This window comes from Amycolatopsis balhimycina FH 1894 (genome assembly GCF_000384295.1).
Classification (GTDB): Bacteria; Actinomycetota; Actinomycetes; order Mycobacteriales; family Pseudonocardiaceae; genus Amycolatopsis; species Amycolatopsis balhimycina.
Genome location: NZ_KB913037.1, coordinates 7862695 through 7889288, shown reverse-complemented (window position 1 = coordinate 7889288; position 26594 = coordinate 7862695). Strand labels below are relative to the sequence as shown.

The 26594-nt window shown below is 70.7% G+C and carries 28 protein-coding genes; 15 read left to right on the top strand and 13 right to left on the bottom strand.

Features of this window, described 5'->3' with window-relative positions:
- Positions 1-1218, top strand: coding sequence for an APC family permease (locus A3CE_RS0136440; protein WP_185839857.1), 1218 nt, complete (start codon positions 1-3; stop codon positions 1216-1218).
- A gap of 124 nt (positions 1219-1342) precedes the next feature.
- On the top strand, positions 1343-2149 hold the full coding sequence (locus A3CE_RS0136435) for a S1 family peptidase (RefSeq protein ID WP_020645038.1): 807 nt from the start codon (positions 1343-1345) through the stop codon (positions 2147-2149).
- Between the two features lie 63 nt (positions 2150-2212).
- Here A3CE_RS0136435 and A3CE_RS0136430 read toward each other — a convergent pair whose 3' ends face one another.
- Positions 2213-3313 carry an NAD(P)H-dependent flavin oxidoreductase gene (locus A3CE_RS0136430; protein WP_020645037.1) on the bottom strand — a complete coding sequence of 367 codons (1101 nt, stop codon included), beginning with the start codon at positions 3311-3313 and terminating at the stop codon, positions 2213-2215.
- A gap of 13 nt (positions 3314-3326) precedes the next feature.
- Positions 3327-4943 carry an acyl-CoA synthetase gene (locus A3CE_RS0136425; RefSeq protein ID WP_185839858.1) on the bottom strand — a complete coding sequence of 539 codons (1617 nt, stop codon included), beginning with the start codon at positions 4941-4943 and terminating at the stop codon, positions 3327-3329.
- A gap of 63 nt (positions 4944-5006) precedes the next feature.
- Here A3CE_RS0136425 and A3CE_RS0136420 point away from each other — a divergent pair, with 63 nt between their 5' ends.
- The 4 genes from A3CE_RS0136420 (at position 5007) to A3CE_RS0136405 (ending at position 9053) form a co-directional block, all read left to right on the top strand.
- Positions 5007-5795: a crotonase/enoyl-CoA hydratase family protein gene (locus A3CE_RS0136420; RefSeq protein WP_020645035.1), complete on the top strand. Its 789-nt coding sequence runs from the start codon at positions 5007-5009 to the stop codon at positions 5793-5795.
- A 99-nt stretch (positions 5796-5894) separates the two neighbouring features.
- Positions 5895-6872 carry a Zn-ribbon domain-containing OB-fold protein gene (locus A3CE_RS0136415; protein ID WP_020645034.1) on the top strand — a complete coding sequence of 326 codons (978 nt, stop codon included), beginning with the start codon at positions 5895-5897 and terminating at the stop codon, positions 6870-6872.
- Positions 6873-6879: 7 nt separating this feature from the next.
- Positions 6880-7893, top strand: a complete 1014-nt coding sequence (locus A3CE_RS0136410) for a thiolase domain-containing protein (RefSeq protein ID WP_020645033.1) — start codon at positions 6880-6882, stop codon at positions 7891-7893.
- A complete protein-coding gene (locus tag A3CE_RS0136405) occupies positions 7890-9053 on the top strand; it encodes a thiolase domain-containing protein (protein WP_020645032.1) in 1164 nt (387 codons plus the stop codon). Before A3CE_RS0136410 ends, A3CE_RS0136405 begins: the two co-directional genes overlap by 4 nt.
- Positions 9054-9112: 59 nt before the next feature.
- Here the strand turns inward: A3CE_RS0136405 and A3CE_RS0136400 are convergent, their stop codons facing one another.
- Together A3CE_RS0136400 and A3CE_RS0136395 are read right to left on the bottom strand one after the other, a co-directional pair.
- Positions 9113-10132: a YhjD/YihY/BrkB family envelope integrity protein gene (locus A3CE_RS0136400; protein WP_020645031.1), complete on the bottom strand. Its 1020-nt coding sequence runs from the start codon at positions 10130-10132 to the stop codon at positions 9113-9115.
- A 49-nt stretch (positions 10133-10181) separates the two neighbouring features.
- The gene (locus A3CE_RS0136395; protein ID WP_020645030.1) at positions 10182-10973 is read right to left on the bottom strand and encodes a transglutaminase-like domain-containing protein; all 792 of its coding nucleotides are present in this window, start codon (positions 10971-10973) and stop codon (positions 10182-10184) included.
- Between the two features lie 35 nt (positions 10974-11008).
- On the opposite strand from A3CE_RS0136395, the gene A3CE_RS0136390 reads away from it, so the two are divergent.
- Positions 11009-11590: a dienelactone hydrolase family protein gene (locus tag A3CE_RS0136390; RefSeq protein ID WP_020645029.1), complete on the top strand. Its 582-nt coding sequence runs from the start codon at positions 11009-11011 to the stop codon at positions 11588-11590.
- Here A3CE_RS0136390 and A3CE_RS0136385 read toward each other — a convergent pair.
- Positions 11562-12788 (bottom strand): cytochrome P450, encoded by a 1227-nt coding sequence (locus A3CE_RS0136385; protein ID WP_026469202.1) that lies wholly within the window; start codon positions 12786-12788, stop codon positions 11562-11564. The two genes, A3CE_RS0136390 and A3CE_RS0136385, sit on opposite strands and share 29 nt — an antisense overlap.
- Before the next feature lie 232 nt (positions 12789-13020).
- On the opposite strand from A3CE_RS0136385, the gene A3CE_RS0136380 reads away from it, so the two are divergent.
- Positions 13021-14178 carry a steroid 3-ketoacyl-CoA thiolase gene (locus A3CE_RS0136380; protein WP_020645027.1) on the top strand — a complete coding sequence of 386 codons (1158 nt, stop codon included), beginning with the start codon at positions 13021-13023 and terminating at the stop codon, positions 14176-14178.
- Here A3CE_RS0136380 and A3CE_RS52175 read toward each other — a convergent pair.
- Both A3CE_RS52175 and A3CE_RS59405 read right to left on the bottom strand, forming a co-directional pair.
- Positions 14162-14428: a Rid family hydrolase gene (locus A3CE_RS52175; RefSeq protein ID WP_245589639.1), complete on the bottom strand. Its 267-nt coding sequence runs from the start codon at positions 14426-14428 to the stop codon at positions 14162-14164. The two genes, A3CE_RS0136380 and A3CE_RS52175, sit on opposite strands and share 17 nt — an antisense overlap.
- The gene (locus tag A3CE_RS59405; RefSeq protein WP_260473794.1) at positions 14425-14550 is read right to left on the bottom strand and encodes a RidA family protein; all 126 of its coding nucleotides are present in this window, start codon (positions 14548-14550) and stop codon (positions 14425-14427) included. Before A3CE_RS59405 ends, A3CE_RS52175 begins: the two co-directional genes overlap by 4 nt.
- Positions 14551-14593: 43 nt before the next feature.
- On the opposite strand from A3CE_RS59405, the gene A3CE_RS0136370 reads away from it, so the two are divergent.
- Positions 14594-15391 (top strand): alpha/beta fold hydrolase, encoded by a 798-nt coding sequence (locus A3CE_RS0136370; RefSeq protein ID WP_026469201.1) that lies wholly within the window; start codon positions 14594-14596, stop codon positions 15389-15391.
- Between the two features lie 137 nt (positions 15392-15528).
- Here A3CE_RS0136370 and A3CE_RS0136365 read toward each other — a convergent pair whose 3' ends face one another.
- Together A3CE_RS0136365 and A3CE_RS58120 are read right to left on the bottom strand one after the other, a co-directional pair.
- A complete protein-coding gene (locus tag A3CE_RS0136365; protein ID WP_020645025.1) occupies positions 15529-16731 on the bottom strand; it encodes a metal-dependent hydrolase family protein in 1203 nt (400 codons plus the stop codon).
- A complete protein-coding gene (locus tag A3CE_RS58120; RefSeq protein WP_020645024.1) occupies positions 16728-17168 on the bottom strand; it encodes an SLC5/6 family protein in 441 nt (146 codons plus the stop codon). Before A3CE_RS58120 ends, A3CE_RS0136365 begins: the two co-directional genes overlap by 4 nt.
- A 99-nt stretch (positions 17169-17267) precedes the next feature.
- Between A3CE_RS58120 and A3CE_RS0136355 the strand changes: the two genes are divergently transcribed.
- Entirely contained in the window at positions 17268-17504 is a 237-nt protein-coding gene (locus A3CE_RS0136355) for a hypothetical protein (RefSeq protein WP_020645023.1), read from the top strand.
- 572 nt (positions 17505-18076) lie between these two features.
- Here the strand turns inward: A3CE_RS0136355 and A3CE_RS0136350 are convergent.
- From A3CE_RS0136350 to A3CE_RS0136335, 4 genes are all read right to left on the bottom strand, one after another.
- A complete protein-coding gene (locus A3CE_RS0136350; RefSeq protein ID WP_020645022.1) occupies positions 18077-19057 on the bottom strand; it encodes an SCO0930 family lipoprotein in 981 nt (326 codons plus the stop codon).
- A gap of 56 nt (positions 19058-19113) precedes the next feature.
- On the bottom strand, positions 19114-20598 hold the full coding sequence (locus tag A3CE_RS0136345) for a DUF1996 domain-containing protein (RefSeq protein WP_026469200.1): 1485 nt from the start codon (positions 20596-20598) through the stop codon (positions 19114-19116).
- A 319-nt stretch (positions 20599-20917) separates the two neighbouring features.
- On the bottom strand, positions 20918-21709 hold the full coding sequence (locus A3CE_RS0136340) for a zf-HC2 domain-containing protein (protein WP_020645021.1): 792 nt from the start codon (positions 21707-21709) through the stop codon (positions 20918-20920).
- A gap of 7 nt (positions 21710-21716) precedes the next feature.
- Positions 21717-22277 carry a sigma-70 family RNA polymerase sigma factor gene (locus A3CE_RS0136335; RefSeq protein ID WP_020645020.1) on the bottom strand — a complete coding sequence of 187 codons (561 nt, stop codon included), beginning with the start codon at positions 22275-22277 and terminating at the stop codon, positions 21717-21719.
- Between the two features lie 241 nt (positions 22278-22518).
- On the opposite strand from A3CE_RS0136335, the gene A3CE_RS0136330 reads away from it, so the two are divergent.
- Genes A3CE_RS0136330 through A3CE_RS0136310 form a run of 5 tightly spaced genes read left to right on the top strand, consistent with a single transcriptional unit; the run spans position 22519 to position 26176 of the window.
- Entirely contained in the window at positions 22519-23124 is a 606-nt protein-coding gene (locus A3CE_RS0136330; RefSeq protein ID WP_026469199.1) for a hypothetical protein, read from the top strand.
- A complete protein-coding gene (locus A3CE_RS0136325; RefSeq protein WP_020645018.1) occupies positions 23108-23902 on the top strand; it encodes a DUF4142 domain-containing protein in 795 nt (264 codons plus the stop codon). Before A3CE_RS0136330 ends, A3CE_RS0136325 begins: the two co-directional genes overlap by 17 nt.
- Entirely contained in the window at positions 23895-24512 is a 618-nt protein-coding gene (locus A3CE_RS0136320; RefSeq protein WP_026469198.1) for a ferric reductase-like transmembrane domain-containing protein, read from the top strand. Before A3CE_RS0136325 ends, A3CE_RS0136320 begins: the two co-directional genes overlap by 8 nt.
- 1 nt (position 24513) lies before the next feature.
- Positions 24514-24744: a ferredoxin gene (locus tag A3CE_RS0136315; RefSeq protein WP_020645016.1), complete on the top strand. Its 231-nt coding sequence runs from the start codon at positions 24514-24516 to the stop codon at positions 24742-24744.
- A complete protein-coding gene (locus A3CE_RS0136310) occupies positions 24737-26176 on the top strand; it encodes an NAD(P)/FAD-dependent oxidoreductase (protein WP_020645015.1) in 1440 nt (479 codons plus the stop codon). Before A3CE_RS0136315 ends, A3CE_RS0136310 begins: the two co-directional genes overlap by 8 nt.
- Positions 26177-26594: the final 418 nt, after the last annotated feature.

Genomic DNA, 26594 nt, shown 5'->3' with positions numbered 1-26594 from the left:
ATGCGTTCGACCCCATTGGTTCGCCGGCTCGGTCTCGCCGACGCGGTTTTCCTGGGCCTCGGCTCGATGATCGGCGCCGGCGTGTTCGCCGCGTTCGCCCCGGCGGCGCGCGCGGCAGGGGCCGGGCTGCTGATCGCGCTGGTCGTGGCGGCCGTCGTCGCGTACTGCAATGCGACGTCGTCGGCGCGCTTGGCCGCGATTTATCCGGAATCCGGGGGCACCTACATTTACGGCCGGGAAAGGCTCGGTGAATTCTGGGGTTATCTCGCCGGCTGGGGATTCGTCACCGGGAAGACGGCCAGCTGCGCCGCGATGACGCTGACCGTCGTCGCCTACTCCGCGCCCGGGCTCGGGCAGCCGTGGCGGAGCGTGCTCGCCGTCGCGGTCGTCGCCGCGCTCACGGGAGTCAACTACTTCGGCGTGCACCGGTCCGCGCTGGCGACCCGGGTGATCGTGTCGTGCACCCTGCTCGTGCTGACCGCCGCGGCGGTGACGATGGCCTCGGGACCGCACGCCGGCGGCCCGCTCGTCGCCTGGCCCGGCGGCGGGGGCGTCCTCGAAGCGGCGGGGCTGCTCTTCTTCGCCTTCGCCGGGTACGCGCGGCTCGCGACGCTCGGCGAGGAGGTCCGCGACCCGGCCCGGACCATCCCCCGCGCCATCCCGCTCGCCCTCGGCATCACGCTCGTGGTCTACGCCGCGCTGGCGGTGCTGCTGCTCGTCCGGCTCGGCCCGGCCGCGCTCGCCGCGAGCCCGGACCCGATCGCGGCGGCCGTCCCGGGGTGGCTCGCGCCGGTCGTCCGGGTCGGCGCGGCGCTGGCCGCGCTCGGCTCGCTGCTCGCGCTCATCCTCGGCGTCTCGCGCACGACGCTGGCGATGAGCCGCGACGGCCACCTGCCCCGGTTCCTCGCCGCCGTGCACCCGCGCTACAACGTGCCGCACCGGGCCGAGCTCGCCGTCGGGCTCGTCGTCGCCGTGCTCGCCGCGTCGATCGACCTGCGCGCCGCGATCGGCTTCTCGTCCTTCGCCGTGCTGACGTACTACGCGATCGCCAACGCCGCGGCGTTCACGCTGAGCGGGAAGGTCCGGGCGATCGCCGTGCTCGGCCTGGCCGGGTGCGTGGTGCTGGCCTTCAGCCTGCCGCTGCCGTCGGTGCTGGCCGGCTGCGGCGCGCTCCTGCTGGGCAGTTCGGCCTACGGCCTTCGTCGGATGCGCCGGTGAGAAATCACCCAACCGCCCGAAAGATCCGAAGAAAGTCGGTTGTCCCGTCTGTGACCACCTGATGTAGTCGTGGGGCCGCTTTCGGCAACGGCTTCCACTGTGGACATTGGAAGGACTGATCCCCTTGGCCCCCAAGCGCTGGTTCACCCTGCTCAGAAACGCCACCACCGCACTGGCCGCGGTCGCCGCGGCCGCGTCGTTCGCCACCCCGGCGATCGCCACCGCCGCCCAGCCGCCGTCCACCGACGTCGTCGGCGGCACCCGGGCCGCCCAGGGCGAATTCCCGTTCATGGTCCGGCTTTCCATGGGCTGCGGCGGGGCGCTGTACACCAGCCAGATCGTGCTGACCGCCGCGCACTGCGTCAGCCGGACCGGGGCCAACACCTCGATCACGGCGACCGTCGGTGTGGTCGACCTGAACAGCTCGAGCGCCAAGAAGATCAAGTCCACCTACGTCTACCGGTCGCCCACGTACGACACCTCCACCGGCGGTGACTGGGCGCTGATCAAGCTCGCGAGCCCGGTGAGCGGGCTTTCGACGCTGCCGATCGCGACGACGTCGGCCTACAACTCCGGCACGTTCACCGTGGCCGGCTGGGGTGCGGCGACCGAAGGCGGCTCGCAGCAGCGGTACCTGCTCAAGGCGACCGTCCCGTTCGTCGACGACGCCACCTGCGCCGCGCAGGGCGGCAGCTACCCCGACCTGATCCCGAGCGCCGAGATCTGCGCGGGCAACCTGGCCTCGGGCGGCGTCGACACCTGCCAGGGCGACTCCGGCGGCCCGATGTTCCGCCGGGACAACAACAACGCCTGGATCCAGGTCGGCATCGTCAGCTGGGGTGACGGCTGCGCCCGGCCGCACGCTCCCGGCGTCTACGCCGAGGTGAGCGCGTTCGCGTCGAAGATCGCCGCGGCAGCCGCCGGTCTGTAAACGGCAAGTCCGTGAATGGCACATTGAGGGACTTGAAGTCCCTCAATGTGCCATTCACGGCTTTCAGCGGGTCTTGTCGAGGCGGGAAAGCGCTTCTTCGTAGCCGGCGACGAGCTCGGCGACGACGTCGGCGACCGGGCGGACCTGGTTCATCCGGCCGACGATCTGCCCGACCGGCATCGACACCACGCTCGGATCGTTCGCCGCGTGGATCCGGTTGTGGGCGTGGGAAACCAGCAGGTTCTGCAGCGGCATCGGCAGCGGCTCGGGCGCGTCGGCCGCGGCCCACGCCTCGGTCCAGCGGGTCTTCAGCAGCCGCGCCGGCTTGCCGGTGTAGATCCGCGTCCGCACGGTGTCCGACGACGACGCCGCGACGAGCGCCTGCTGCATCGCCACCGACTCGCCCATCGTCTGCAGGTACTCCTCGGTGGCGAGCCACATCGAGCCCATCCAGACGCCGGAAGCGCCGAGCGCGAGCGCCGCGGCCACCTGGCGGCCGGAACCGATCCCGCCCGCGGCGAGCACCGGCACGTCGACGGCGTCGACGATCTCCGGCACCAGCACCATGGACGCGATCTCGCCGGTGTGGCCGCCGGCTTCGTAGCCTTGCGCGACCACGAAGTCGACGCCGTTTTCGACGTGCCGCACCGCGTGTTCGGCCTTCCCGGCGAGCGCCGCCACCGGCACCCCGCGATCGTGGCACTGGCCGATCACGTCCGCCGGCGGCGAGCCGAGGGCGTTGGCGATCAGCTTGATCGGGTGGTTGAGCGCGACCTCGACGTGCGACCGGGCGACCGAGTGCAGCCAGCCGAGGACGCCCGCGCGCTCGTCGGTGTCGTCGGGCAGCGGCGGCACCGAAAGGTCCCGCAGCACTTTGTCGACGAACGCGCGGTGGCCCTCCGGGATGTGCTTCGCCAGGTCGACCTGGGTGCCTTCAGCCGGAATCTTCGCCGGCATCACGATGTCGACGCCGTAGGGCTTCCCGCCGGTGTTCTCGTCCATCCAGGTCAGCACCCGGTCGAGTTCGGCGGCGTCGTTGAACCGGACGCAGCCGAGCACGCCGAGCCCGCCGGCACGGCTGAGTGCCGCGGCGACGTGCTCCGAGGGCGTGAACCCGATGATCGGCAGGTCGATGCCGAGCCGGTCGCACAGGGGTGTCCGCACTCTGTTGTCCTCCTCAGACGGGCTGGGCCGTGGCCGGTTCGTGCTCGGCCGCGTAGCGCTGGGCCCACGGGTAGTCCGGTTTGCCGCTGGGCGAGCGGCCGATCTCGTCGGCGAGCCACACCGTGCGCGGCACCTTGTACCCGGCGATCTCGCCGCGGACGTGCTCTTCGATCGCGGCGAGATCTCCTGCGGCGCCGTCCCGGAGCTGGATCACGGCGGCGACGCGCTGGCCGAGCCGCTCGTCCGGGACGCCGATGACGAGCGCGTCGAAGACGTCGGGGTGCGACTTGAGCGCCCCTTCGACCTCTTCCGGGTAGACCTTCTCGCCGCCGGTGTTGACGCACTGGGAGCCCCGGCCGAGCAGCGTGACGGTGCCGTCTTCCTCGTAGCGGGCGTAGTCGCCCGGGACGACGTACCGGACGCCGTCGACCTCGACGAAGATCTTCTTGCTCTTCTCGGGATCGCCGTAGTAGCCGAGCGGGACGTGCCCGCGGCGGCCGATCAGCCCGACGGCGCCGGGCTTCTTCTCGACGAGGTTGCCGTCGTCGTCGAGCAGGATCGCGTCCTTGCCGAAGTTCACCCGGGGGCCGGCGCTGTGGTCGGAGCCCTTGGCCACCATGCCGATCCCGGTGAAGCCGCTCTCCGACGAGCCGATGGCGTCGGTGATCACGGCGTTCGGGACCAGCTCGACGAACTCCTGCTTCACCGACTGCGAGAACAGCGCGGCGTGGCTCGACACGGCGACGATCGAAGAAGCGTCGTAATCGCCCTCGCGGTAGGCCTCGATGAGCGGCCGCGCCATCGCGTCGCCGACGATCGTGAGGACCTGGACCTTGTGCTCCTGCACGGCTTTCCAGATCTCGTGGGCGTCGAAGCGCGGCACGAACACCACCGGGCTGCCGGTGAACAGCGCGCCGAACGCGGCCCACTGCGCGGCGCCGTGGATCAGCGGCGCGGCGGGCAGCCGGGTCAGGCTCCCGGCCTTGCCCTGCTCGGCCAGCGTCCACTCGTCGGGGATGTACTCGCCGGTGACGAAGTTGATCCCACCGCCGAGCGCGCGCCAGACGTCCTCCTGCCGCCAGAGCACGCCCTTCGGGTAGCCCGTGGTGCCGCCGGTGTAGAGGATGTAGAGGTCGTCGCCCGAGCGCTCCTCGAAGTCACGCTCGGGGCTCTGCGCTTCGAGAGCGGCTTCGTAGTCGACGCCGCCGTAGCGTTCGTAGTCGCCGTCACTGCCGTCGTCGATCACGACAACGTGTTTCAGTTTCGGCGCCTCCGGCAGGACCGCCGCGACCTTGTCGGCGTACCCGCGCTCGTGCACGAGCGCCACGATCTCGGCGTCGTTGAAGAGGTAGACGAGTTCGCCGTGCACGTAGCGGTAGTTGACGTTGACGGCGATCGCGCGCAGCTTGTACGCCGCGACCATCGCCTCCAAGGCCTCGATCGAGTTGCGGGAATAGACCCCGATGTGGGACCCGCGTCCCACGCCGTGCGCGGCGAGGTGGTGGGCGAGCCGGTTGGCCCGCGCCTCCAGTTCGGCGAAGGTGACTCGCCGGTCGCCGCACACGACCGCGACGCGCTCCGGCACGGCGTCGACGGCGTGCTCCAGAAGATCCGCGATGTTGAGTGCCACGCCCTCAAAGTAGAACATGTTATCGTTCTGGGCAATGGCACTGCTTCTTCGGGAGGATTTGACGTGGCTGAACCGCACGCGCTGGTCTCGCAGGAGGGGCAGACGCTCGTCGTCACGATGAACCGGCCCGAGGCGCGCAACGCGATCACCGGCGAGATGATGGCGATCATGGTCGAGGCCTGGGACCGGGTCGACTCCGACGACTCGATCCGCAGCTGCGTCCTGACCGGCGCGGGCGGCGCGTTCTGCGCGGGCGCGGACCTGAAGTCGATGTCCCGCAACTCCCCTTCGGAATCGTTCGCCTCCGGCAAGTTCGACCCTTCGCGCATCCCGGGGCTCTTGAAGGGCCGCCGCCTGACGAAACCGCTGATCGCGGCGGTCGAGGGCCCGGCGATCGCGGGCGGGACCGAGATCCTCCAGGGTACCGACATCCGGGTGGCGGGCGCCTCGGCCCGCTTCGGGGTGTCCGAGGCGCGATGGGGCCTGTTCCCGATGGGCGGTTCGGCGGTGCGGCTGGTGCGCCAGATCCCGTACACGGTGGCCGCGGACATCCTGCTGACGGGCCGCCACATCACCGCCGCCGAAGCACGGGCGATCGGCCTGATCGGTCACGTGGTGCCCGACGGTGAAGCTCTTTCGAAGGCCCTCGAACTGGCCGCGTTGATCAACGCGAATGGGCCACTGGCCGTGCGGGCCATCCTGCGGACGATCCGGGACACCGAGGGGCTCCACGAGGAGGAAGCCTTCAAGCTGGACTCGCAGTACGGGATCGAGGTCTTCGCTTCGGAGGACGCCAAGGAGGGTCCGCGAGCCTTCTCGGAGAAGCGGAAGCCGGACTTCCGAGGACACTGAGGACACTGAGGTCGCTGAGTTAGAACACGTTCCATGTGAATCGGACCGGCCTGCGGAGGAACCTTGTCGGTAGAACAAGAACATGTTTCACTCAGGGGTGTGACCGAGACACCTCTGGCGGCACCGCTGAACGTCGGCTTCGACTACACCCGCTCGACCGGGCCCGTCCTCGGCCGGTTCGTCACCGCGCTGCGCGAGCACCGCATCGAAGGCATCCGCGGCAGCGACGGGCGCGTGCACGTCCCGCCGGTCGAGTACGACCCCGTCACCGCCGAACAGCTCAGCGAGTTCGTGCCGGTCGCCGAAGAAGGCACTGTCGTCTCGTGGTCGTGGTGCCCGGACCCGCTCGACGGCCAGCCGCTGAGCCGGCCGTTCGCCTGGGCGCTGGTGAAGCTCGACGGCGCCGACACCGCCATGCTGCACGCCGTCGACGCCGGCTCGCCGGAGAAGATCCACAGTGGACAGCGGGTGCGCGTGCGCTGGGCCGAAGAGGCCGTCGGGCACATCCGCGACATCGCCTACTTCCTGCCCGTCGACGCCGGGGACACCACGCCGACCGAGCCCGCTCCCCCGGTCGCCGAGCGTGCGGAGGGCGCGCCGGTCAGCGTGATCATCACCCCGGTGCACCTGAAGTACCTGCACTCCGCGTCGCCCGAGGAAAGCCGCTACCTGCGCGGGCTCGCCGAGGGCAAGCTGATCGGCCAGCGCTGCCCGGCCTGCGGCAAGGTCTACATCCCGCCGCGCGGCGCCTGCCCGACCGACGGCGTGCCGACCACCGACGAGGTCGAACTGCCCGACACCGGCATCGTCACGACGTTCTGCATCGTCAACGTCCCGTTCCTCGGCCAGCGGATCAAGCCGCCGTACGTCGCCGCGTACATCCTGCTCGACGGCGCGGACATCGCGTTCCTGCACCTCGTGCTGGGCTGCGCGGCCGAAGACGTCCGGATGGGCCTGCGCGTGCGCGCCGCGTGGAAGCCGCGCGACGAGTGGTGGACGTCGCTGGAGAACATCAGCCACTTCGAGCCGACCGGTGAGCCGGACGCGGCTTACGAAACCTTCGCCCACCACCTGTGAGGTCCTGATGCCAGACGTCGCGATCGCGGGCTTCGCGAAGGCCCCCAACGTCCGGGAAACCGACGGCACCACCAACGGCGTGGAGATGCTCGTCCCGATCTTCGCCGAGGTCTTCGCCCAGACCGGACTGTCCAAGAAAGACATCGGCTTCTGGTGCTCCGGTTCGTCGGACTACCTCGCCGGGCGCGCGTTCTCGTTCATCGCCGCCGTCGACGCGATCGGCGCGTTCCCGCCGATCCACGAGTCCCACGTCGAGATGGACGCCGCCTGGGCGCTCTACGAAGCGTGGCTGAAGATCAAGATGGGCGAGGTCGAGACGGCGCTCGTCTACGGCTTCGGCAAGTCCAGCGCCGGGCAGCTGCGCCGGGTGCTCGCCCTGCAGCTCGACCCGTACGTCGTCACCCCGCTGTGGCCGGACTCGATCTCGATCGCCGGGATCCAGGCGCGGCTGGGCCTGGAGGCCGGGCTCTGGTCCGAAAAGGACCTCGCCGAGGTCGCCGCGCGCGGGACCACCAAAGACGTCGCGGAGCTCCTCGACACCCCGTACTACGCCGATCCGTTGCGCAGGCACGACATCGCGCCGATCACCGACGGCGCCGCCGTGGTCGTGCTGTCCACTGTGGAGCGCGCGCGGGACATCGTCGAACGGCCCGCGGTGATCGCCGGCATCGAGCACCGCGTCGACTCCCCCGTGCTCGGCGCCCGCGACCTCACCCGCTCGCCGTCCACCGAAGCGGCGGCCAAAGCGCTGGACCTCGACGGCGCCGACCTCGCCGAGCTGCACGCGCCGTTCACGCACCAGGAGCTGATCCTGCGGACGGCGCTGAACCTCGACGACGGCGTGAAGATCAACCCGTCCGGCGGCGCGCTGGCCGCGAACCCGATGTTCTCCGCCGGCCTCGCCCGCATCGGCGAAGCCGCGATCCGGATCCACAGCGGGGAATCCCGCAAGGCGGTGGCCCACGCGACGAGCGGCCCGGCCCTGCAACAGAACCTGGTGACCGTGCTGGAGGCCCGATGACCAAGCAGCTCACCGCCGTGCTCGGCACCGGCCAGACGCACCACCGCGCCAAGCGCCAGGACGTCTCGATGCCGGGCCTGCTGCGCGAGGCGATCGACCGCGCGATGACCGACGCCCAGGTGGAGTGGGCCGACATCGACGCCGTCGTGCTCGGCAAGGCCCCGGACCTGTTCGAGGGCGTCATGATGCCCGAACTGTTCCTCGCCGACTCGCTCGGCGCGACCGGCAAACCCCTGCTGCGCGTGCACACCGCCGGGTCGGTCGGCGGCTCGACGGCGCTGGTCGCGGCCTCGCTGATCCAGTCCGGCGTGCACCGCCGGGTGCTCACGGTGGCCTACGAGAAGCAGTCCGAGTCGAACGCGATGTGGGGCCTGTCGATCCTGCCGCCGTTCCAGATGCCGGTCGGCGCCGGCGCGGGCGGCTACTTCGCGCCGCACGTGCGGTCCTACATCCGCCGCTCGGGCGCACCCGAGCACGTCGGGGCGATCGTCGCGGCGAAGGACCGGCGCAACGGCGCCCTGAACCCCTTCGCACACCTTCAGCAGCCGGACATCACGGTCGAGTCGGTGCGGGCGTCGCAGATGCTGTGGGACCCGATCCGCTACGACGAGACGTGCCCGTCGTCCGACGGCGCGTGCGCGATGGTGCTCGGCGACGAAGCCGCCGGGGACGCCGTCGAAGGGGGCGCGGCCTGGATCCACGCGACGGCGATGCGCACCGAGCCGACCACGTTCGCCGGCCGGGACCAGGTGAACCCCCGGGCGGGCCGCGAAGCGGCGGCCGCGCTGTGGGCCGAGGCGGGGATCACCGACCCGATGTCCGAAGTGGACGTCGCGGAGATCTACGTGCCGTTCTCGTGGTTCGAGCCGATGTGGCTGGAGAACCTCGGCTTCGCGCCCGAAGGCGAGGGCTGGAAGGTCACCGAGAAGGGCGAGACGGCGATCGGCGGGCGGCTGCCGTGCAACCCGTCCGGCGGGGTGCTGTCCTCCAACCCGATCGGCGCGTCCGGCATGCTCCGGTTCTCCGAAGCGGCGAAGCAGGTCATGGGCCGGGCCGGCGACTACCAGGTGGACGGCGCGCGCCGCGCGCTCGGCCACGCCTACGGCGGCGGATCCCAGTACTTCTCGATGTGGCTGGTCGGCTCCGAAAAACCCGCCTGACGCCACTTTCACGGGAAAGCTACGCCCCCAGGTGGGAGCTTTCACGTGAAAGTGGCGGGTCACCGGCGGGAGCGGCGCCAGCGGAGGGCGAGCAGGGTGCCGAGGACGCCGGTGACCACGCCGACCGTGGCGGGCACGGCCATCGGCGGGTCCACCACGACCACCGGCTTCAGCACCACCGGCGCCGGTGGCTGGACGGGCTTCGGCGGCGCGTCCGAACCCGTCGCGGTCCACGCCGTCACGAACACGAGCAGCCGCGCGACGAGCGAGATGAAGAAGATCAGGCCGATGATCGAGCCGAACGCGATGCCGGTCGGCGAGTCGCTGATCAGCCGGAGGTAGAACCCGCCGGCCAGCTTCAGCGCCTCGAACCCGACGGCGAGGGCGATCGCGCCGCGCACCGCGCTGCGCACGCCGACCTTCTGCCGGGGCAGCCGGGTGAGCACCCACAGGAACACCAGCCAGTCGGCGGCGAGCGACAGCGGCACCGAGGACGCCGACACGAGCTGGTGCCCCCAGCTCGTGTCGTCGAGCCCGGCGAGCCGGAGCAGGTAGCCGCCGAGCGCGGTGCCGGAGATCGTCAACGTGAACGACACCAGCAGCGCCGCGCTCAGGCCGAGCAGGGCGAGCAGGTCGACGGCGATCAGCCGCAGCAGCGACTGGTCCGACCGGTGCTGCCCCCACAGCGCCGTCAGCGAGTCCCGCAGCGCGTTCATCCAGTTCCAGCCGGAGTAGAGGCCGATGGCCAGGCCGACCACCCCGACGCTGGTCCGCTGCTCGACGAAGCCGGTGAGCAGTTCGGTGGCCTTGTCGCCGAGCCCGCCGGGCAGCGTGCTGACGATCGCGTGGACCAGCGTGTCGAGCAGGTGCGGCTGGGTGGCCAGCACGAACCCGCCGACCGACGAGGCGACCATCAGCAGCGGCACCAGCGACAGCAGGCTGAAGTAGGTGATCGAGGCGACGTAGTGGTAGCCGCCCGACTCGATGTAGCGGTTGGTCGCGCGGGCGATGTGGTCCAGCCACCGGTACCGGGCACGCGCCCGCGCCCAGCGGCTCGGCGCCTTGGGGGAACTCTTCACGAAGACTGTCTACCCAGCCGGGGCCCTCTTTGCGCAGGCAACACGCGGGTCAGCCGAGAACGACCAGGCCGGATCCGTCGTCGACGGGCAGCGCGGCGTCCGTCGTCGCGAAGACGGTGCTGCCCAGGAAGTCGAGCTCGCCGCCGAGCGTGGCGAGGAAGGCGGTGTCGGCGGCGTCGCGGCCGGTGGAGATGCGGAGCATGGTCTGCCGCGGCGCGAGCCGGGTGGCGTCGAAGACGTACCAGTGGCCGTCGACCGCGGCTTCGAAGACGGCGTGGAAGTCCATCGGCGCGAGCCCAGGCGCGTAGACGCCGACGTAGCGCGCGGGGATGTCGAGGAACCGGCACAGGGTGATGCAGACGTGCGCGAAGTCCCGGCAGACGCCTTCGCCGGCGAGCAGGGTGTCGATCGCGTCGTCGGTGGGACGGCTCGCACCGACCACATAGGACAGTCGCTCGTGAACGTGCCGGACGACGGCTTCGACCTGCTCCCCGGTGTTCTGGTGGTCGAGCAGTTCCGGCGGCACCAGTCCGGCGACGCGATCGGACGGGCAGTACCGGCTCGGCCGGGTGAACACGATGACGTCGGCGAGCGTCACCGGCTCGGGTTCGGGGTCGGTCAGCGCGCGCTCGGCGTGGTAGGTGACGCGGTGTTCGCCGTCGGGCAGGTCGAAGATCTCGGCCCGGGTGCCGTGCTCGAACTCGACGGGCCGGCTGTCACCGTGCCAGGACACCCGGAGCTCTTCGGTGTCGGCGTGCGCCGCGGCGATCGAGATCGCCGCCGGCCCGGGCGCGGTGACGCGGATGGCGAACTCGACGTCGACGGTTGCTCTCGGTGCCATCGCCCCATGATGTCATCCCCTGGCAGAATCGCCGGGTGACCGACATCGTGGTGTTCCACTCCGTGCTGGGATTGCGGCCGGTCGAACTGCGCTTCGCCGACCGGTTGCGGGCGGCCGGGCACCGCGTGACCACCCCGGACCTCTACGACGGCCGGACGGCGTCGACCCTTGAGGAAGGCTTCGCGCTGAAAGACGCCGTCGGCTGGGAGACGATCACCCGGCGAGCCCGCGAGGCGGTGCGCGACCTGCCCACGGAGACCGTGCTCGCGGGTGTGTCGATGGGGGCCGGCGTTGTCCAGACCGTGCTGCCGCACCGGCCCGGCACGGCGGGCGTCCTGCTGCTCCACGCGTTGGGGGCGCTGCCGGCCGGGATCCGCGCCGGCCTGCCGGTGCAGGTGCACGTCGCCGACCCCGACCCCATCGCGCCCCCGGTGCAGGTCGCGGCCTGGCGAGAGGCCGCGGCGCGGTCGGGCGCCGATGCCCGGGTGTACACCTACCCGGGCATCGGCCACTTCTACACCGACGAAGACGGCCCCGATCACGACGAGCACGCGGCCGCGCTCACCTGGGAACGCGTCGAGGAGTTCCTCAGGCGTAGTTCACCGGGTAGTGCTTGATCCCGTTCAACCAGCTGGACCGCAGCCGCACCGGGGGCGCGGCTTCGGTGATGTTCGGCATCACGTCGGCGATGGCGTTGAAGATCAGATCGATCTGCAGCCGGGCCAGGTTGGCGCCGATGCAGTAGTGCGACCCGGTGCCGCCGAAGCCGACGTGCGGGTTGTCCTCGCGGAGCACGTCGAACTTCTCCGGGTCCTCGAAGACCTCGTGGTCGAAGTTGGCGGAGCTGTAGAACATGCCGACGCGGTCGCCCTTGCGGATCTGCGCGCCGCCGAGCTCGGTGTCCCGGGTGGCGGTGCGCTGGAAGGCGATCACCGGGGTGGCCCAGCGGACGATCTCGTCGGGCGCGGTCTTCGGCCGCAGGTCCTTGAAGGTCTCCCACTGGTCCGGGTGGTCCAGGAGCGCTTTCATGCCGTGGGTGATGGAGTTGCGCGTGGTCTCGTTGCCGGCGACGGCGAGCAGGATGACGAAGAAGCCGAACTCGTCGGAGCCGAGCTCTTCGCCGTCGACGTCCGCCTGGATCAGCTTCGTGACGATGTCGTCCATCGGGCACTTGCGGCGGTCCTCGGCCATGTTCCACGCGTAGCCGATGAGCTGGGTGGATGCCTCGAGGGGCTCGACCTCGTACTCGGGGTCGTCGTAAGCGACCATCTGGTTGGACCAGTCGAAGATCTTGAGCCGGTCCTCCTGGGGGATGCCGATCAGCTCGGCGATCGCCTGCAGCGGCAGCTCGCACGCGACGTCGGTGACGAAGTCGCCGGTCCCCTTCTTGCGGGCCTCGGTGACGATCCGCTCCGCGCGGTCGCGGAGGGTGTCCTCGAGCTTGGAGATCGAGCGCGGGGTGAAGCCCTTCGACACGATCCGCCGCAGCTTGGTGTGCTGTGGGGCGTCCATGTTGAGCAGCACCAGGCGGTTCGCCTCGAGGTTGTCCTCGGTCATGTTCTCGTCGAAGCGGATGATGGCGGTCTTTTCCCGCGACGAGTACAGCGTGCTGTCGCGGGAGACCTCCTTGACGTCCGCGTGCCGCGAGACGACCCAGTACCCGTCGTCGCGAAAGCCCGCGGTGTTGTGCTTCTGGGGGTTCCACCACACCGGGGCAGTACGCCGCAATTCGGCGAACTCGGCGACGGGGAGTCGCTCTGCCAAGAGATCGGGATCGGTGAAGTCGAACCCGGCGGGGATGAGCGGAGCGGCCACGTTGCCTCCCACGGTTCGGCTTGGAACACGTTCTAAGTCCGATTAGAGCATACGGCGTTAACCAACGGAAGCCCGTCAGTGAAACCCGTTTACTTAACCGATGATGCCAGGTGAGCGAGCGCTCACCGCGCGAAGATCAAGAGGGGGCCGAGCCTGCGCAGACTTGCACGGAACGATAACTTGTTCTAGTTTTTGAGGCAGTGAACAGTGTTTCCCGACGAAAGGGACGAGCATGGGCGTGCCGGTCATCGTCGAAGCCGTGCGGACCCCGATCGGCAAGCGGAACGGGCTGCTGGCCGGCCTGCACGCGGCCGAGCTGCTGGGCGCCGCGCAGCTCGCCCTGCTGGACCGCGCCGGGATCGACCCGGCCCTCGTCGAGCAGCTGATCGGCGGCTGCGTCACGCAGGCCGGCGAGCAGTCCAACAACGTCACGCGCACGGCGTGGCTGCACGCGGGCCTGCCCGAGACGGCGGGCGCGACGACGATCGACGCCCAGTGCGGCTCGGCGCAGCAGGCCACCCACCTCGTCGCCGGCCTGATCGCGGCGGGCGCCATCGAGGCGGGCGTCGCGTGCGGCGTCGAGGCGATGAGCCGCGTGCCGCTGGGCACCAACCGCGCCGGCGCGTCCCCGCGGCCGTCGTCGTGGTCGATCGACCTGCCCAACCAGTACGGCGCGGCCGAGCGGATCGCGGTCCGGCGCGGGCTGACGCGGGAAGACGTCGACGCGTTCGGCGCGGCGTCCCAGCACAAGGCCGCGGCCGCCTGGGCGGCGGGCCACTTCGACCGCGAGGTCGTGCCGGTGAAGGCGCCGGTCCTCTCCGCTTCCGGCGATCCGACCGGCGAAACCCGCTTGGTCGGCCGCGACCAGGGCCTGCGCGACACGACGGTCGAAGGCCTCGCCCGGCTCAAGCCGGTGGTGGAGGACGGGATCCACACGGCGGGCACGTCGTCCCAGATCTCCGACGGCGCGGCGGCCATCCTCGTGCTGGACGCCGACCGCGCGGCGGCGCTGGGACTGCGTCCGCGCGCCCGGATCGTCGCGCAGGCACTGGTCGGCGCCGAGCCGTACTACCACTTGGACGGCCCGATCCGCGCGACGGAACGCGTCCTCGAGCGGGCCGGGATGGCCGTGGGCGACCTGGATCTGTTCGAGGTCAACGAAGCCTTCGCCTCGGTGGCACTGTCGTGGCAGCAGGTCGTCGAGCCGGATCCCGCGCGGGTCAACGTCAACGGCGGCGCGATCGCCCTCGGCCACCCGGTGGGCAGCACGGGAGCCCGGCTGCTTACGACGGCGTTGCACGAGCTGGAACGCCGCGACGCGTCGACGGCGCTGGTGACGATGTGCGCGGGCGGCGCGCTCGCCACCGCGACGATCATCGAACGGCTTTGAGCGCGTCCACCTCGATCTCGATCTTCGCGCGCGGGTCCAGCAGGCCGCGCACCAGCATGGTCGCCGCCGGGCGGACGTCCGCGAAAGCCTTGCGCAGCAACGGCCGGCACGGCTCGAAATCCTCGCGCTCGGGCAGCAGGTACTGCACCCGGACGACGTCGGCGAACGTGCAACCCGCCTCCGCCAGCGCCGCCTCGATGTTGCGCAGGCACTGCGCCGCCTGCTCCACGACGTCGTCGGAGATCGTCATCGTGAGGTAGTCGAACCCGGTGTGCCCGAGACGTACACGCGATCGCCGTGCACCACGGCGCGGGCGTAGCCGATCTGCTCTTCGAAGGTCGGCCCGCTGAGGATCGCTCGCCGTTCCGTCATACCGCACACGTTAGCGGGCGGCCGTTGTGCTTCACTTCGGTGCATGATCTCGGAAAGCCGTTGCCCGGTGGAGGACGGTGAGCTCCTCGTCCGCCGCGGCGGCGAGGGTCCGGCGCTGCTGCTGATCGCGGGCGGCACCGGGGCGGGTGACTCCTACCGCGCGCTGGCGAAGCTGCTGTACGCGGACTACACCGTGATCACCTACGACCGGCGCGGCCACTTCGGCAGCACCGACACCACCACGGGCCCGGTCCCGGTCTCGCGGCAGGCCGACGACGCGCTGGCGGTGCTCCGCCACGCGACCGACGGCCCGGCGCTCGTCTTCGGGTCGAGCGCGGGCGCGCTGATCGGCCTCGACCTCGTGGCCCGGTTTCCGGACCGGGTGACGACGCTGGTCGCGCACGAACCCCCGGCGGTGCACCTGATGCCGGACGCGGGCGGCTGGCTCGAAGCCGCCGCGGAACAGGTGCGGCTGGCCCGTTCGGGTGAGCTGATGGCCGCGGTGACACGCTTCGCGGACGCGATCGCCGGCGCGGCCCTGCCCGACCTGCCGAACATCCGCCTGCCGCACGAAGCCGACTGGATCCGGCTGTTCGACCGCGAGCTGACGGAGTTCTTCGACTACCTGCCGGACCTGCGCGCGCTGCGCAGGGCGAGCACGGAGATCTTCCCGGTCGCGGGCGAAGGCAGCCGCGGGCGTTACCACTACCAGCCGGCGAAGATCCTGGCTCTGGAGCTGGGTTTGCCGTTCACCGAGCTGCCGGGCGCACACCTGGCCCCGCAACGGAACCCGGCGAAGTTCGCCGCGGCGCTCAAGGACCTGCTGACCCCGGACGCCTGACTCGCGCCGCGGCCCCCCGCCCTTCCCTTGGGGGGACGTCCCCGAGTCCAGTCTACCGGCACGGGATGACAAAACACCGGTATCGACGTTCCGGGACCGGAGCTGTCCACATTCGAGGTGGCCTGTGGACAACTGCGTCAGACGACCCGGATGCCGTCCTTCCAGACCTCCCGGATGTTCGACGCCAGCGCCGGGAAGTCGTACGGGTCCCCCGAAACCACCACGAGGTCCGCCCGCAGGCCCGGCTCGATCCGGCCCAGCTCGCCGTCGAGGCCCAGCAACCGCGCCGCCGACGACGTCGTCGCCTCCAGGACGTCCGGCGGGGTCATGCCGCACGCCGCCATCAGGGCCAGTTCCTCGAGGTTCGTCCCGTGCGGGCCCACGCCGCTGTCGGTGCCCATCGCGATCCGGACGCCCGCCGCGTACGCCCGGCGGACCGAGTCCCGGTGGGCCTCCACCACTTCGCGGGCCTTCGCCACGACCGCCGCCGGGAGGTCGACGCCCGCGTCGGCCGCCCGGACGACGTTGACCGGGGCGATCAGCGTCGGCACCAGCCACGTGCCGTGGCCGAGCATCAGCTCGATCGCCTCGTCGTCGAGGTAGATGCCGTGCTCGATCGAGCGGACCCCGGCACGGACGGCGTTCTTGATGCCCGCCGCGCCCTGCGCGTGCGCCATCACCGGACGGCCCTGCATCGCCGCCTCGGTGACCAGGACGTCCAGCTCCTCCGGCGTGAACTGCGAGTGACGCGGGTCGTCGCGCGGGGACAGCACCCCGCCGGTCGTGCACACCTTCAGCACGTCCGCGCCGGCGCGCAACATCGTCCGCGCCACGCGGCGCACCTCGTCGGGACCGTCGGCGGTGGCGTCCGGCCGGCCCGGGTGCGGCACCAGCAGGGGGACGCACATCCCCGACGGGTGCCACGCGTCGCCGTGGCCGCCGGTCGGCGTGATCAGCCCGATCGAGATCTGCAGCCGCGGTCCCGGGATCAGCCCGTCGTCGACGGCCTGCTTGATGCCGAGGTCCGCGCCCGCGGCGTCGCGGACCGTCGTGATGCCCAGCCCGAGCGTGGCCCACAGGTTCCGCGCGGCTTCGTAGAACTGGTACGAGAACGGCTTCTGCACGCGGGACAGCAGCCCGATGTCGGACACGGTGACGTGCACGTGGCAGTCGAAGAACCCGGGCAGCAGCACCGCCCCGGCGCAGTCGACGCCCTCGTCGCCGTCCAGGTCCGTGCCGACGCCGACGATCCGGCCGTGCTCGACGGCGACGTCGGCCGCCGACGGCTCCGACCCGGTGCCGTCGAAGACCGAACCGCCGGTGAAGACCGTGCGCGTCACGCCGTTTCCTCCTTCGGAGCGACCCGTTCCACCACGGCGGCCAGGGCGAGCACGACGACGTTCGCGCCCCGCCTGAGCAGGCCCACGTTGACCGTGCCGGCCAGGTGAGTGTCCACAAAGGTCAGCAAGCCGGCCACGAGCTCGCCGGCGACCATCCCGGCCGGCACCGGGCCTTTGCCGACCGGCACGCGCCGCGGGAACCCCAGCAGGGTGGCCGGGGCCGGCTGGACCGACCCCGAACAGGTGAGCACCAGCAGGTTGGCCGGCAGATCCGGCCGGAAGATGCCGAGCACGAGGGCCAGCGTACTCGCGAGCACAACCGTGCCGTGGTTGATCCAGAACTGCCGCCGGCCGCTGCGGACGCGGGCGATGTCGCGCGCCACCAGCGACGAGACGCCGATCAGGATGCCGGCCGCCGGGACCGTCGCGGCGACCACGGCAATTCCTGTCACCCAGCCGGGGCAAGGCGTCCTTCGACAGCGTCAGCAATACGCCGTTCGGATCACAGCGCGGCACTGTCCGGGGCGGCGAACCTGATGCTGGTGGTGTGGCTGCCTTCGCAGCAGGACGCTCTTTCGCTCGAGGCGGTGCTGGCGGCGAAGCTGCCGTGGCTGGAGATCACCGGCCGGGCGGTGACGCTGCGGACCGTCAAGCTGATGGGCCGTCTGCTCGACTCCGCGGGCCGGGACGCCGGGCGGGTGCCGCTGGACTTCTGGGCCGCGGTCCCCGTGCCTGGGCACGGGGACCGCAGCGTTCACCGGACCGGGGGATGAGGGGGGTGAGGTGGAGGGAAGCATCCCCCAGGCCGGGGTTCCGGGGAGTGGAGCGGAATCCGGCCCGGTGACCGAGGGGCGGGCGCCGGGCGGGGATTCGGGGCGGATCTCACGTGATCCGGGACGTGACTCGCGTGATTGAAGACCGATCTCACGTGATCGGACACGGAACTCGCGTGTCTGGAGGGGCATCTCGCGTGATTGAAGAGCCATCTCGCGTGATTGGAGGGTCGACTCGGGGGTGGAAGTTTGGGGGGGGGAGGAGTTCCGGCGCGGTGGACGTGGGGGGGGTGAGGTGGAGGGAAGACGTCCACCGGGCCGGAACTCGCGAGCGGGAGGGCTCCCGCCGGTTTCCTCCTTCGCTGACCCGGCCGGGGCCGGCCGGATCGGGGTGGGGAAATCCCGGCCCGGTGGACTGGGGGGGGTGAGGTGGAGGGAAGCGTCCACCGGACCGGGGATCGGGAGCGGGACGGGACGTCCCGCGTTTTTCTCGGGGTGGTGCAACCGGCCCGGCGGACTGGGGGGGGTGAGGTGGAGGGAAGTGTCCGCCGGGCCGGGGTTCGTGGAGCGGGTCAGTACCCGCTGGTGGCCGAAGACGCCGTGATCGCTTGCCGGGCGTCGGGCCGGCGCGCCGGGTCGACCTTGCAGCCGTTGGGTTCCACGGCGTACCAGGTGTTCCCCGCGCCGTGACCGTTCGCCTCGCCGGGCGCGCCGTCCTGGGCGTAGGTGTAGGCGGGCCAGCCGCCGACGGTCAGCTGGCTGCTGCCGTCCGCCCGGCGGATGCGCCCGAGCAGGCCGGCGTCGATGCCGCCGGCGGCGATGATCCGGCCGTCGGCGGGCACCGGTGGCCACTTCTGCGCGCAGGCTCCGTCGCAGGTGGACTTTCCGGAACCCCGGCCGTCCTTGGTGAACAGGTAGAGCGTGCGGCCGGCCGAGTCCGTGAGCACGGAGCCGAGCCCGCCGATGTCCGTGGTGCCGACGGTGGGGCTGACACCGGGGGTGGCGGCGGCCGGGTCCGTGGCCGGGTCCCCGGCCGCCTTCTTCCCCGTCGGCGTGATCGCCGCCCAGTCCGCGCTGACGTTCCGGCCGAGCGCGACACCCGGGCCGGTGTCCTTGGCGTAGGTGTAGACCGGCCAGCCGGCGACGGTCACCTGCTTGCGGCCGTCGGGCCGGACGACCGAGCCGACGAGCCGGCTGTCGACCCCTGCCGCCGTCACCGGGACGTCGGACAGCAGCGGTGGCCAGGTTTCCGCGCAGGCACCGGCGCAGGCGGACGTGGGCGGGTTGGCCGTGTCTTTCGCGTAGCGGTAAAGCGTGTGTCCCCCGGCGTCGGCCAGTACCGCGCCCAGACCTTCCACAGTGGACACGGTCAGCTGGGCCTGGCCTGCCACCGAACCGACCGAACCCGCCGGAACCGCGCTCGCCGGTTGCTGCTGCGCGCCGAGCGCCAGCACCGTACTGGACGTGGCGTACGGGTTGGTCCCGCAGGCCGCGACCAGCGCGAGAGCGGCGAGGGCGAGCGACAGGGCAGCGACCGGGCGAGCGCGGTTCATCGGAGTTCTCCTTCCTGGGTTTCAGGTGGCCGGGTGGTGTGGTGCCGTGGTGACGGTTATTCCGCGCAGGCCTTGCCGGAGTTGACGCAGTTGACCAGGCGACCCATGATCTGGTTGCTCATCACGTTCGCGAAGTCGTCGTGGTCGGAACGCGGGTTGTGCTTCTCCTGGGCGAACGCGTCCACTTTGTACTCGCCGTTCTGCTGGACGTCCTGCGGGACGTTGTACACCAGAGTGACCTCCAGCTGCGGCACGTTCTTGAACCCCTGGGGGCACTTGCCCTGCTTGTCGGCGAACACGATGTGGCTGCGGTGGTCCGTGCTGTCGGTGTTCTTGCCGTCCCAGCAGTTCGGGAAGGCGTGGATCCGCTCCACCTTGCTGCCCGCCGGGCAGATCGGGTAGAGGTCGGTCAGGCGGTCCTCGAACCCGGTGCAGGTCCAGCTGGGCCGGGCGTTCTTCGGGCCGTTGGTGCTCTGCTTGGCGTCACCGTAGAGGATCTTCAGGCCGAGCGGCATCGCGACGACGTTCTGCGCGCCACCGCCGATGAACTTCAGCGTCGCCGACTCCGGCTCGATGATCGTGCCGTCGTTGTCGCCGACCTCCTTGTTCGCACCCTCGATGCCGCCGAGCTCTTCCTGCTGCTGAGCCTGGTTCTGGTTGGCCTGGTTCTGGTTGGCCTGGTTCTGGTTGGCCTGGTTCTGGTTCTGGTTCTGCTGGTTGTTCTTGTCCTGCTGGTTGTTCTGCTGCTGGTTCTTGTTCTGACCTTGCTGGTTCTGCTGGTTCTGCTGCTGGTTCTTGTTCTGGCCCTGCTGGTTCTGCTGCTGGTTCTGGTTCTGCTGCTGGTTCTTGTTCTGACCCTGCTGGTTCTGCTGGTTCTGCTGGTTCTGGTTCTGATCGCCCTGCTGCTGCTTCGCGCTCTTGCCCGAGCGGCCGCCGCCACCCTGGCCCTGGTTGTTGCGCTGGTCCTGCAAGTCCTTGGCGTCCTGGGCGCTCTTGTCCTGCTGGACGTCGCCCGTCTTGCCCTTCTGCTGCTGCTGGGCCTTCTGGTTCTTCTGCTGCGCCGCTTCCTTGTCCCCGCGATCGATGCGGATGACGGGCCAGAAGTAGGCGGACTTGTCACCGTTCTTGCAGGTGGTGCCGCCGGCGAGCAGGCTCTTCAGGCTCGAGTCGGCGTCGGTCGTCAAGTTGCCGACGTAGTCGTGCAGGTGCTGGGCACCGTTCTTGATTCCCGGCTGGGCGATGAAGTTGTCGGGGTTCTGGTGCCCACCGTCGGCGTTCGTTCCACAGTTGACGGTGAAGGACCCTTGCGCACCCTTCTTCTTCAAGGCCGCGTTGACGTTGTTGCCGGCCGGAACCTTGTTGATGTCGATAAAGAACGACGGGTCCGCGGGGTCCGCACTGGCCTCGCCCGTGCGGCCCGCGGTCACCGCGACAGCGAGTCCGCCGACGGCGATCGCCAAGCCGATCGCACCCATCGCGATCTTGGTTCGGCGGGCAACGCGGTGCTTGCCCGTCACGGGGGGCCGAGAATTCCGGGCCATAGACTAGTTCACCTCGTTCGTTATTCCGGGCGCGCGCCGTACGGCGCGGCAGCCCGGGCAAGAACAACCGACAATGGAGTTCGAAATTGCGCGGAACCTACGGGGATGTCCACACCGGGGCCTCCCGCCGGGCGTTCCGGCGGTGCTGCCCGGTGCGCCGGTTCCGGCGCGTCGGGGTGCATCGGGGGATGCATTGGGGGATACGGACGCTGGTGCCCTGAGGTTCAAAAGCGACCGGCCCGTTATCTGTTCGTTATCTTCCGGGAAGCAACCGGGCAGCATTCACCCAGGTCACGGCGTTTTCGCGAAAGAAAGAGATTCAGCGCTGCACGACGACGAGCACGGAGCCGTCGTCACCGCGGACCTCGAACCGGCCGATCTGGTCCATCGCCAGGGAGATGGAACCCTGCAGCCGCAACGGTTCCGGCGAGCCGGGGATGCCGAACCCCTTGGGCGGCACCGCCCAGCTGGAGACCACGCGTTCGTCGCCCGCCGTCGAAACGGCGACCAGCTGACACTTCACCGGTCCGACGATCCCACGCAGCTCGAGGTCGACCCGGCTGCCCCACTCCACCGGGGAGACGGTGACCACGGCGCTGACGGCCGACCCGCCGCTGCCGCGGCCGTAGGTCTGGCCGCCACCGGGCTGCGCCGGGGCGCCGGCGGACGGCGGCGCGGTGGACGTCGCCGGGACGCTCGACACCGGTGGCGGCTGCTTGCCACTCGGCGAGGCGAGGGCGGCGGGCGGGACGGCGTCGGCCGGCCGGACCGCGAGGGTCACCAGCGGGCCGGCGATCACGGCCGCCGCGGCCGCGGCCCCGGCGAGGAGGCCGACCCGCTTGCGGCGGCGGCGCTTGACGGCGGCCTCTTCCATGAGGCCGCGCAGCACCCGGGGGCCCGGCGAAAGGGTGCGCGGGCTGGGCGCGGGCATCGGGGGCTCCGGCCAGCTGCGTTTGACCAGGTCGAGGACGTCCGGCAGCTGGTAGAGCTCGATCAGGTCGAGCTGGCAGTGCGGGCAGTTCATCAGGTGGGCTTCGAACTGGGCGTTCTCGGCCTCGCTGAGCACGCCCAGCACGTAGGCGGCGACATCGGTGTGTGCAGAACCGGCCACGCTCAGTTCACCCCCGCTCGCGCAGGGCCCGGCGCAGCGCGCGGACGGCGTGGTGGATGCGGGATTTGACGGTGCCAGGAGGCACGCCGAGGGTCGCCGCGACCTCGTTCACGGTCCGATCGCGCAGGTAGGTCTGCTGGATGGCCTCCCGTTGCTCGGGCGAAAGGCCCTGCAACGCCTCGTAAACGATCATCGCGGCGAGCGTCCGGTCCGATTCGTCGGACACCGCGATCGCGTCGGATTCGATCTCCTCGATCTCCTGGGGCCGGGCGCTGCGGCTGCGCCAGCCGTCGATCACGGTACGCCGGGCGACCGTGAACAACCAGGCACGCAGCATCTCCGGCTGGCGGTCGAGCTTGTCGGCGTTCCGCCACGCCTTGATCAGGGTCTCCTGCACGACGTCCTCGGCCCACTGCCGGTCGTGGCCGGTCAGCCGCAGTGCGAACGCCATGAGGGACCCGCCGAACTCCTGGTAGAGCGCCTTCGCCAGATCGTCGTGGCCGTCGCTGGTCTCGACGACGGCTTCCTGATCTTCGACGGATCTCAGCGCTCGAGTGTGCCGTCCCACGCGGGACATCCTGGTGTGCCGGAGGCCAGGAGTCCAGTCCTTCTGGCCGGCAAACCGGGGGCAAAACTTTTTTGAACCGTTTCCGGACCGTGTCCGTATCCCCTACCGAAGACCCCCGACAACGCGTTGTCCCCCGCAACGCTCCGCATCCACCCCCGGACCAGCTGTCCACAGTGGATCCTTCGCGCGCTTTTCCGTTGCACCCCCGGCAACAGCGCGTAGTCATGCCCACGGAGGAGCAGTGATTCGCATTCCCCGACCGGTGGTCCCCGCCGCCGTGTGCCTCACCGCACTCGCCTTGCTCACCGCCTGTACCGCCGGCGCGGCCACCACCCCGGGTGGCGGATACGCCGCCGGTGGCGCCGGTATGCAGATGCCCGGCATGCAGCAACAGCAGGGCCAGGTCGTCCTGCCGATGCCCCAATCCATCACCGCCGACCCGAACAACCCGGCGAAGAGCCAACTCAGGGCCGCGAAGACGTTCGATCTCGGCCTCCTGCTCGTCGACGGGACCGGCTACACGATCTACCGCTACGACCGGGACACGACCAACCCGTCCCGGTCGAACTGCGTCGGTGCGTGCGCCGCCAAGTGGATCCCCGTCAAGGCCGGCGGCAACCTGGCGCCGATCGACGTCGACCAGTCGCTGATCGGCCAGATCACCCGCGACGACGGCATCCAGCAGCTCACCCTCGCCGGCTGGCCGCTGTACCACTTCGCCGGCGACAGCGAACCGGCCGACACGTCCGGCCAGGGCGCCGACGAGGCGTGGTACCCGATCGCGCCGGACGGCAAGAAGATCACGTTGACTCAGGACGAGTGGAGGCAAAATGCTTTCGGCCTCTGAGATCGCCGGGCTGGACTTCGATCCGCCGTCGGCGCTCGAGCGCTCCCGGCCACTGGTCCGGATCCTGTTCGTGCTGGCCGCGGTGCTGGCCCTGCTCGCGCCGGGTTCGACCTCGACGGCCCAGACCACCTCGGTGTCGGACACCGACGCGGTGCTGCTGACCAAGGTCCGCCAAGCCGGCCTGTGGGAAATGCCCTCCGGCATGATGGCCATGGAGAAGGGCAGCCCGCTCGTCCAGAAGGTCGGCTTCGCGATCATGATGGACCACGGCCGCCTCGACGTGGCGACCCGCGCGCTCTCGCAGAAGCTGAACTCGCCGGTCCCCGACCAGCCCTCCGAGGAACAGCGCGGCTGGCTCGCCGAGGAGATGGCCGCGGCCCCCGGGCCGGCGTTCGACCGCGTCTTCGCCAACCGGCTGCGCGCGGCGCACGGCCAGGTGTTCGCCGTTCTCGCGCAGCTGCGGGCCGGTACCCGCAACGACGACGTGCGGGCCTTCGCGACCGTCGGCAACCAGGCCGTGATGCGGCACATGACGATGCTCGAGAGCACCGGGATGGTCGACTACACCGCACTGCCCGCTCCGGCCGTCTCCACCACCGCGGCGCCCGTCGGTCAACCGCTCGGTCTCGACACGTCCCAGATCGCTGTGGTGGCGGCGCTGTTCCTCCTGCTCGGCGGCGGTCTGTTCTACGTGCTGCGCCAGGTCAAGAGCAACCGCGGCCGCGCCAGGGCAGCCGCTCGGCCGGCCACCGCGAGAGCGGGGGGTGGCCGTGGTTGAGACCTGGCACGACGCGACGATCTTCCTGACCCAGCAGTTCCAGCCGAAGACGGACCCGGCAGCCCGCGGCCTCGCCGCCTTCGCCGCCCGGACGTCCTACGCGGCGACGATGCTGACGCTCACCTGGGGCGTGCTCACCGCGACCGGCTGGATCCGCTCCGTCACCGGCCGGAAGGCCCTGCGCAGCACCCACATGGTGCTGGCCACCGCGACGATCATCTTCGGCGCCGTCCACGCACTGGGCTTCACCTATCTGACCGTTCAGCCCTACAGCTTCGCCTACATGTTCATCCCGTTCAGCTCCGGGCAGGAGTCGCGCCACATCGCGGGCATCGTCGGCTTCGAGGTCATGTTCGCCATCTTCCTCACCGCCGGCCTGCAGCGCTTCACGTCCTATCGGCGCTGGCTGTGGCTGCACCGCTGCGCGTACCCGGCGGTGGCGCTCATCGCGCTCCACTCCTGGTTCGGCGCCATCGCCAACGGCCACCTCTCGGTCACCTGGCTGGGCGGCATCACGCTGCTCGTCCCGGCCGTGACGGTGTCGATGCTGCGGTTCATGCCGGCCCGGACCCTCGAACGCATCGGACTCGTGGAAGAGCAGGTGGCTTGACATGCCGCTCCGTTTGCCCGGTGGCGGGCCCCGGATCAGCGTCGACAACGACCGGTGCGAGCTCTACGGCATCTGCGCCATGGAGGCGCCGGACGTGTTCGACCTCGGCCAGGACGGCCGCTTGCGCTTCATCAAGCGGCTGCTGGACGAAGACACCTTGGAACAGGCGAAGATGGCCGCTCGCTGCTGCCCGATGCAGGCGGTCGTGATGAGAGGGGACCTCGATGGCTGACGGCGACCGGATCGTCATCGTCGGTGCGGGCGTCGCCGGGCTGCGTGCCGCGGAACGCCTGCGGGAACAGAAGTTCGACGGCGAGATCGTGCTCATCGGCGACGAGGCGCGGCGGCCGTATCACCGCCCGATGGTCTCCAAGGCGCTGGTGATGGGCACCGAACGGCCCAGTGACGTGGGCCTTTCGCACTACCTTCCGGACCTCGACGTGCACTGGCGGCTCGGCGCGCGGGTCACCCACCTGGACACCACCGAGCGGGTCGTGCACCTGCCCGGCGGCGAGTCCCTCTGGTACGACGGCCTGATCGCCGCAACCGGCGTCTACCCGCGGCATCTGCCCGGGGCGCCGCGGCACGACCCGCGCGTGCGGATCCTGCGCACGGTCGAGGACTCGATGGCGGTGCGGCGCTGCCTCAACGCCAGCAAGAAGCCGGCCGTCGTGATCGGCGCCGGCCTGATCGGCAACGAGTTCGCCGCGAGCATGCGGCACATCGGCCGGGACGTCACCCTGATCGGGCACGCGAAGGCGCCGCTGCACCGCTTCGGCGACCGCGTCTCCAGCGGCATCGTCGAGGCACACCACGAGCACCGCGCGAACTTGGCGATGCGGAGCGAAGTCCGGCACTGGATCAGCACGAAGGACACCGTCGGGCTGCACCTGACGAACAACCAGCTGCTGGTCGCCGCCGTCGTCGTGCTCGCCATCGGCAGCGTCCCGTCGGTCGACTGGATGCGCGGCTCCGGCCTCGACATCAGCGACGGCGTCCTCTGCGACTCGAAGCTGTTCGCCGAGGGCGCCTCCGACGTCGTCATCGCCGGCGACATCGCGCGCTGGCCGAACCTGCGCTTCGACGAGACCCCGCGGCGGGTCGAGCACTGGATCAACGCCGTCGAGTCGGCCCGGCACGCGGCGGACAACCTGCTGATGGGCCAATCGAGCGCCGTGCCGTTCACCCCGCTCCCCCGCGCCTGGTCGACGCTGTACGACACCCGGCTGCAGATGTGCGGGATGCCGTCGCTGGCCGAGGACACGGTGACACTGGCCGACGGCATCACCGGGTTCGTCCGCGACGGGCAGCTCGTCGGCATCTCCTGCTGGGACAAGCCACGGGCGATGCTCGACTGGATGGCCGAGCTCAACCGGCGGCTGCCCGCGCCCGACTACGTGCCCGAGCCGGAGCCCGCGCCCGCCGCGGAGGTCCCGCAGGTCCCGGTGGTCGAACCGGCGCTCGCCGCGCTGGCGGCCGAGGTCCCGCCGGAGTTCGAGAGCGGCTTCGACGCGCAGGCCTTCGAGCGCGAGTTCGAGAGCGAGTTCGCCAACGACATCCCCACCACGGCCTTCCCGGCCCAGTCCCCGCCCACGACGGCGCTGCAGGCGCAGTCGCTGCCCGCGGGCGCGCTGCCGACGATGGCCATCCCCATGGGGAGGTAGAGAAGCCGGGACGGGGCTGCGCGCGGCGGCCTCCGTCCCTTGCCGGCCACCACACCCCCTCCGCGGCTGGGTGGTGTGGTGGCCGGCCCCCAACGTCCCCCTGCCCGCCTCGCGTCCGTAACCGGATCGAGCGCCCGGCGGGCCAGGAGAAGGTCATCCCGAGGGAACCCGACGCCCCCGGGATGACCTTCTTCCGGCACACCGGGCGGGGCCCGGGGTCGAACGGGCCGTGGCGGCCCTGCGGCGGAAGGGTATGCCGCCGGAAAGGCTTCACGGTCCATTGCACCGGTGCACGGCCGTCCCGGGGGAACGGGAACTCCCGGGACGGCCTCAGCCTCGCATGTCGCTTGTGGACGATCCCGCCGCCGGATGTCATGAAAGAGTCGTTCATGTCGTCGGGAGTCATGAAAGAGTCGTT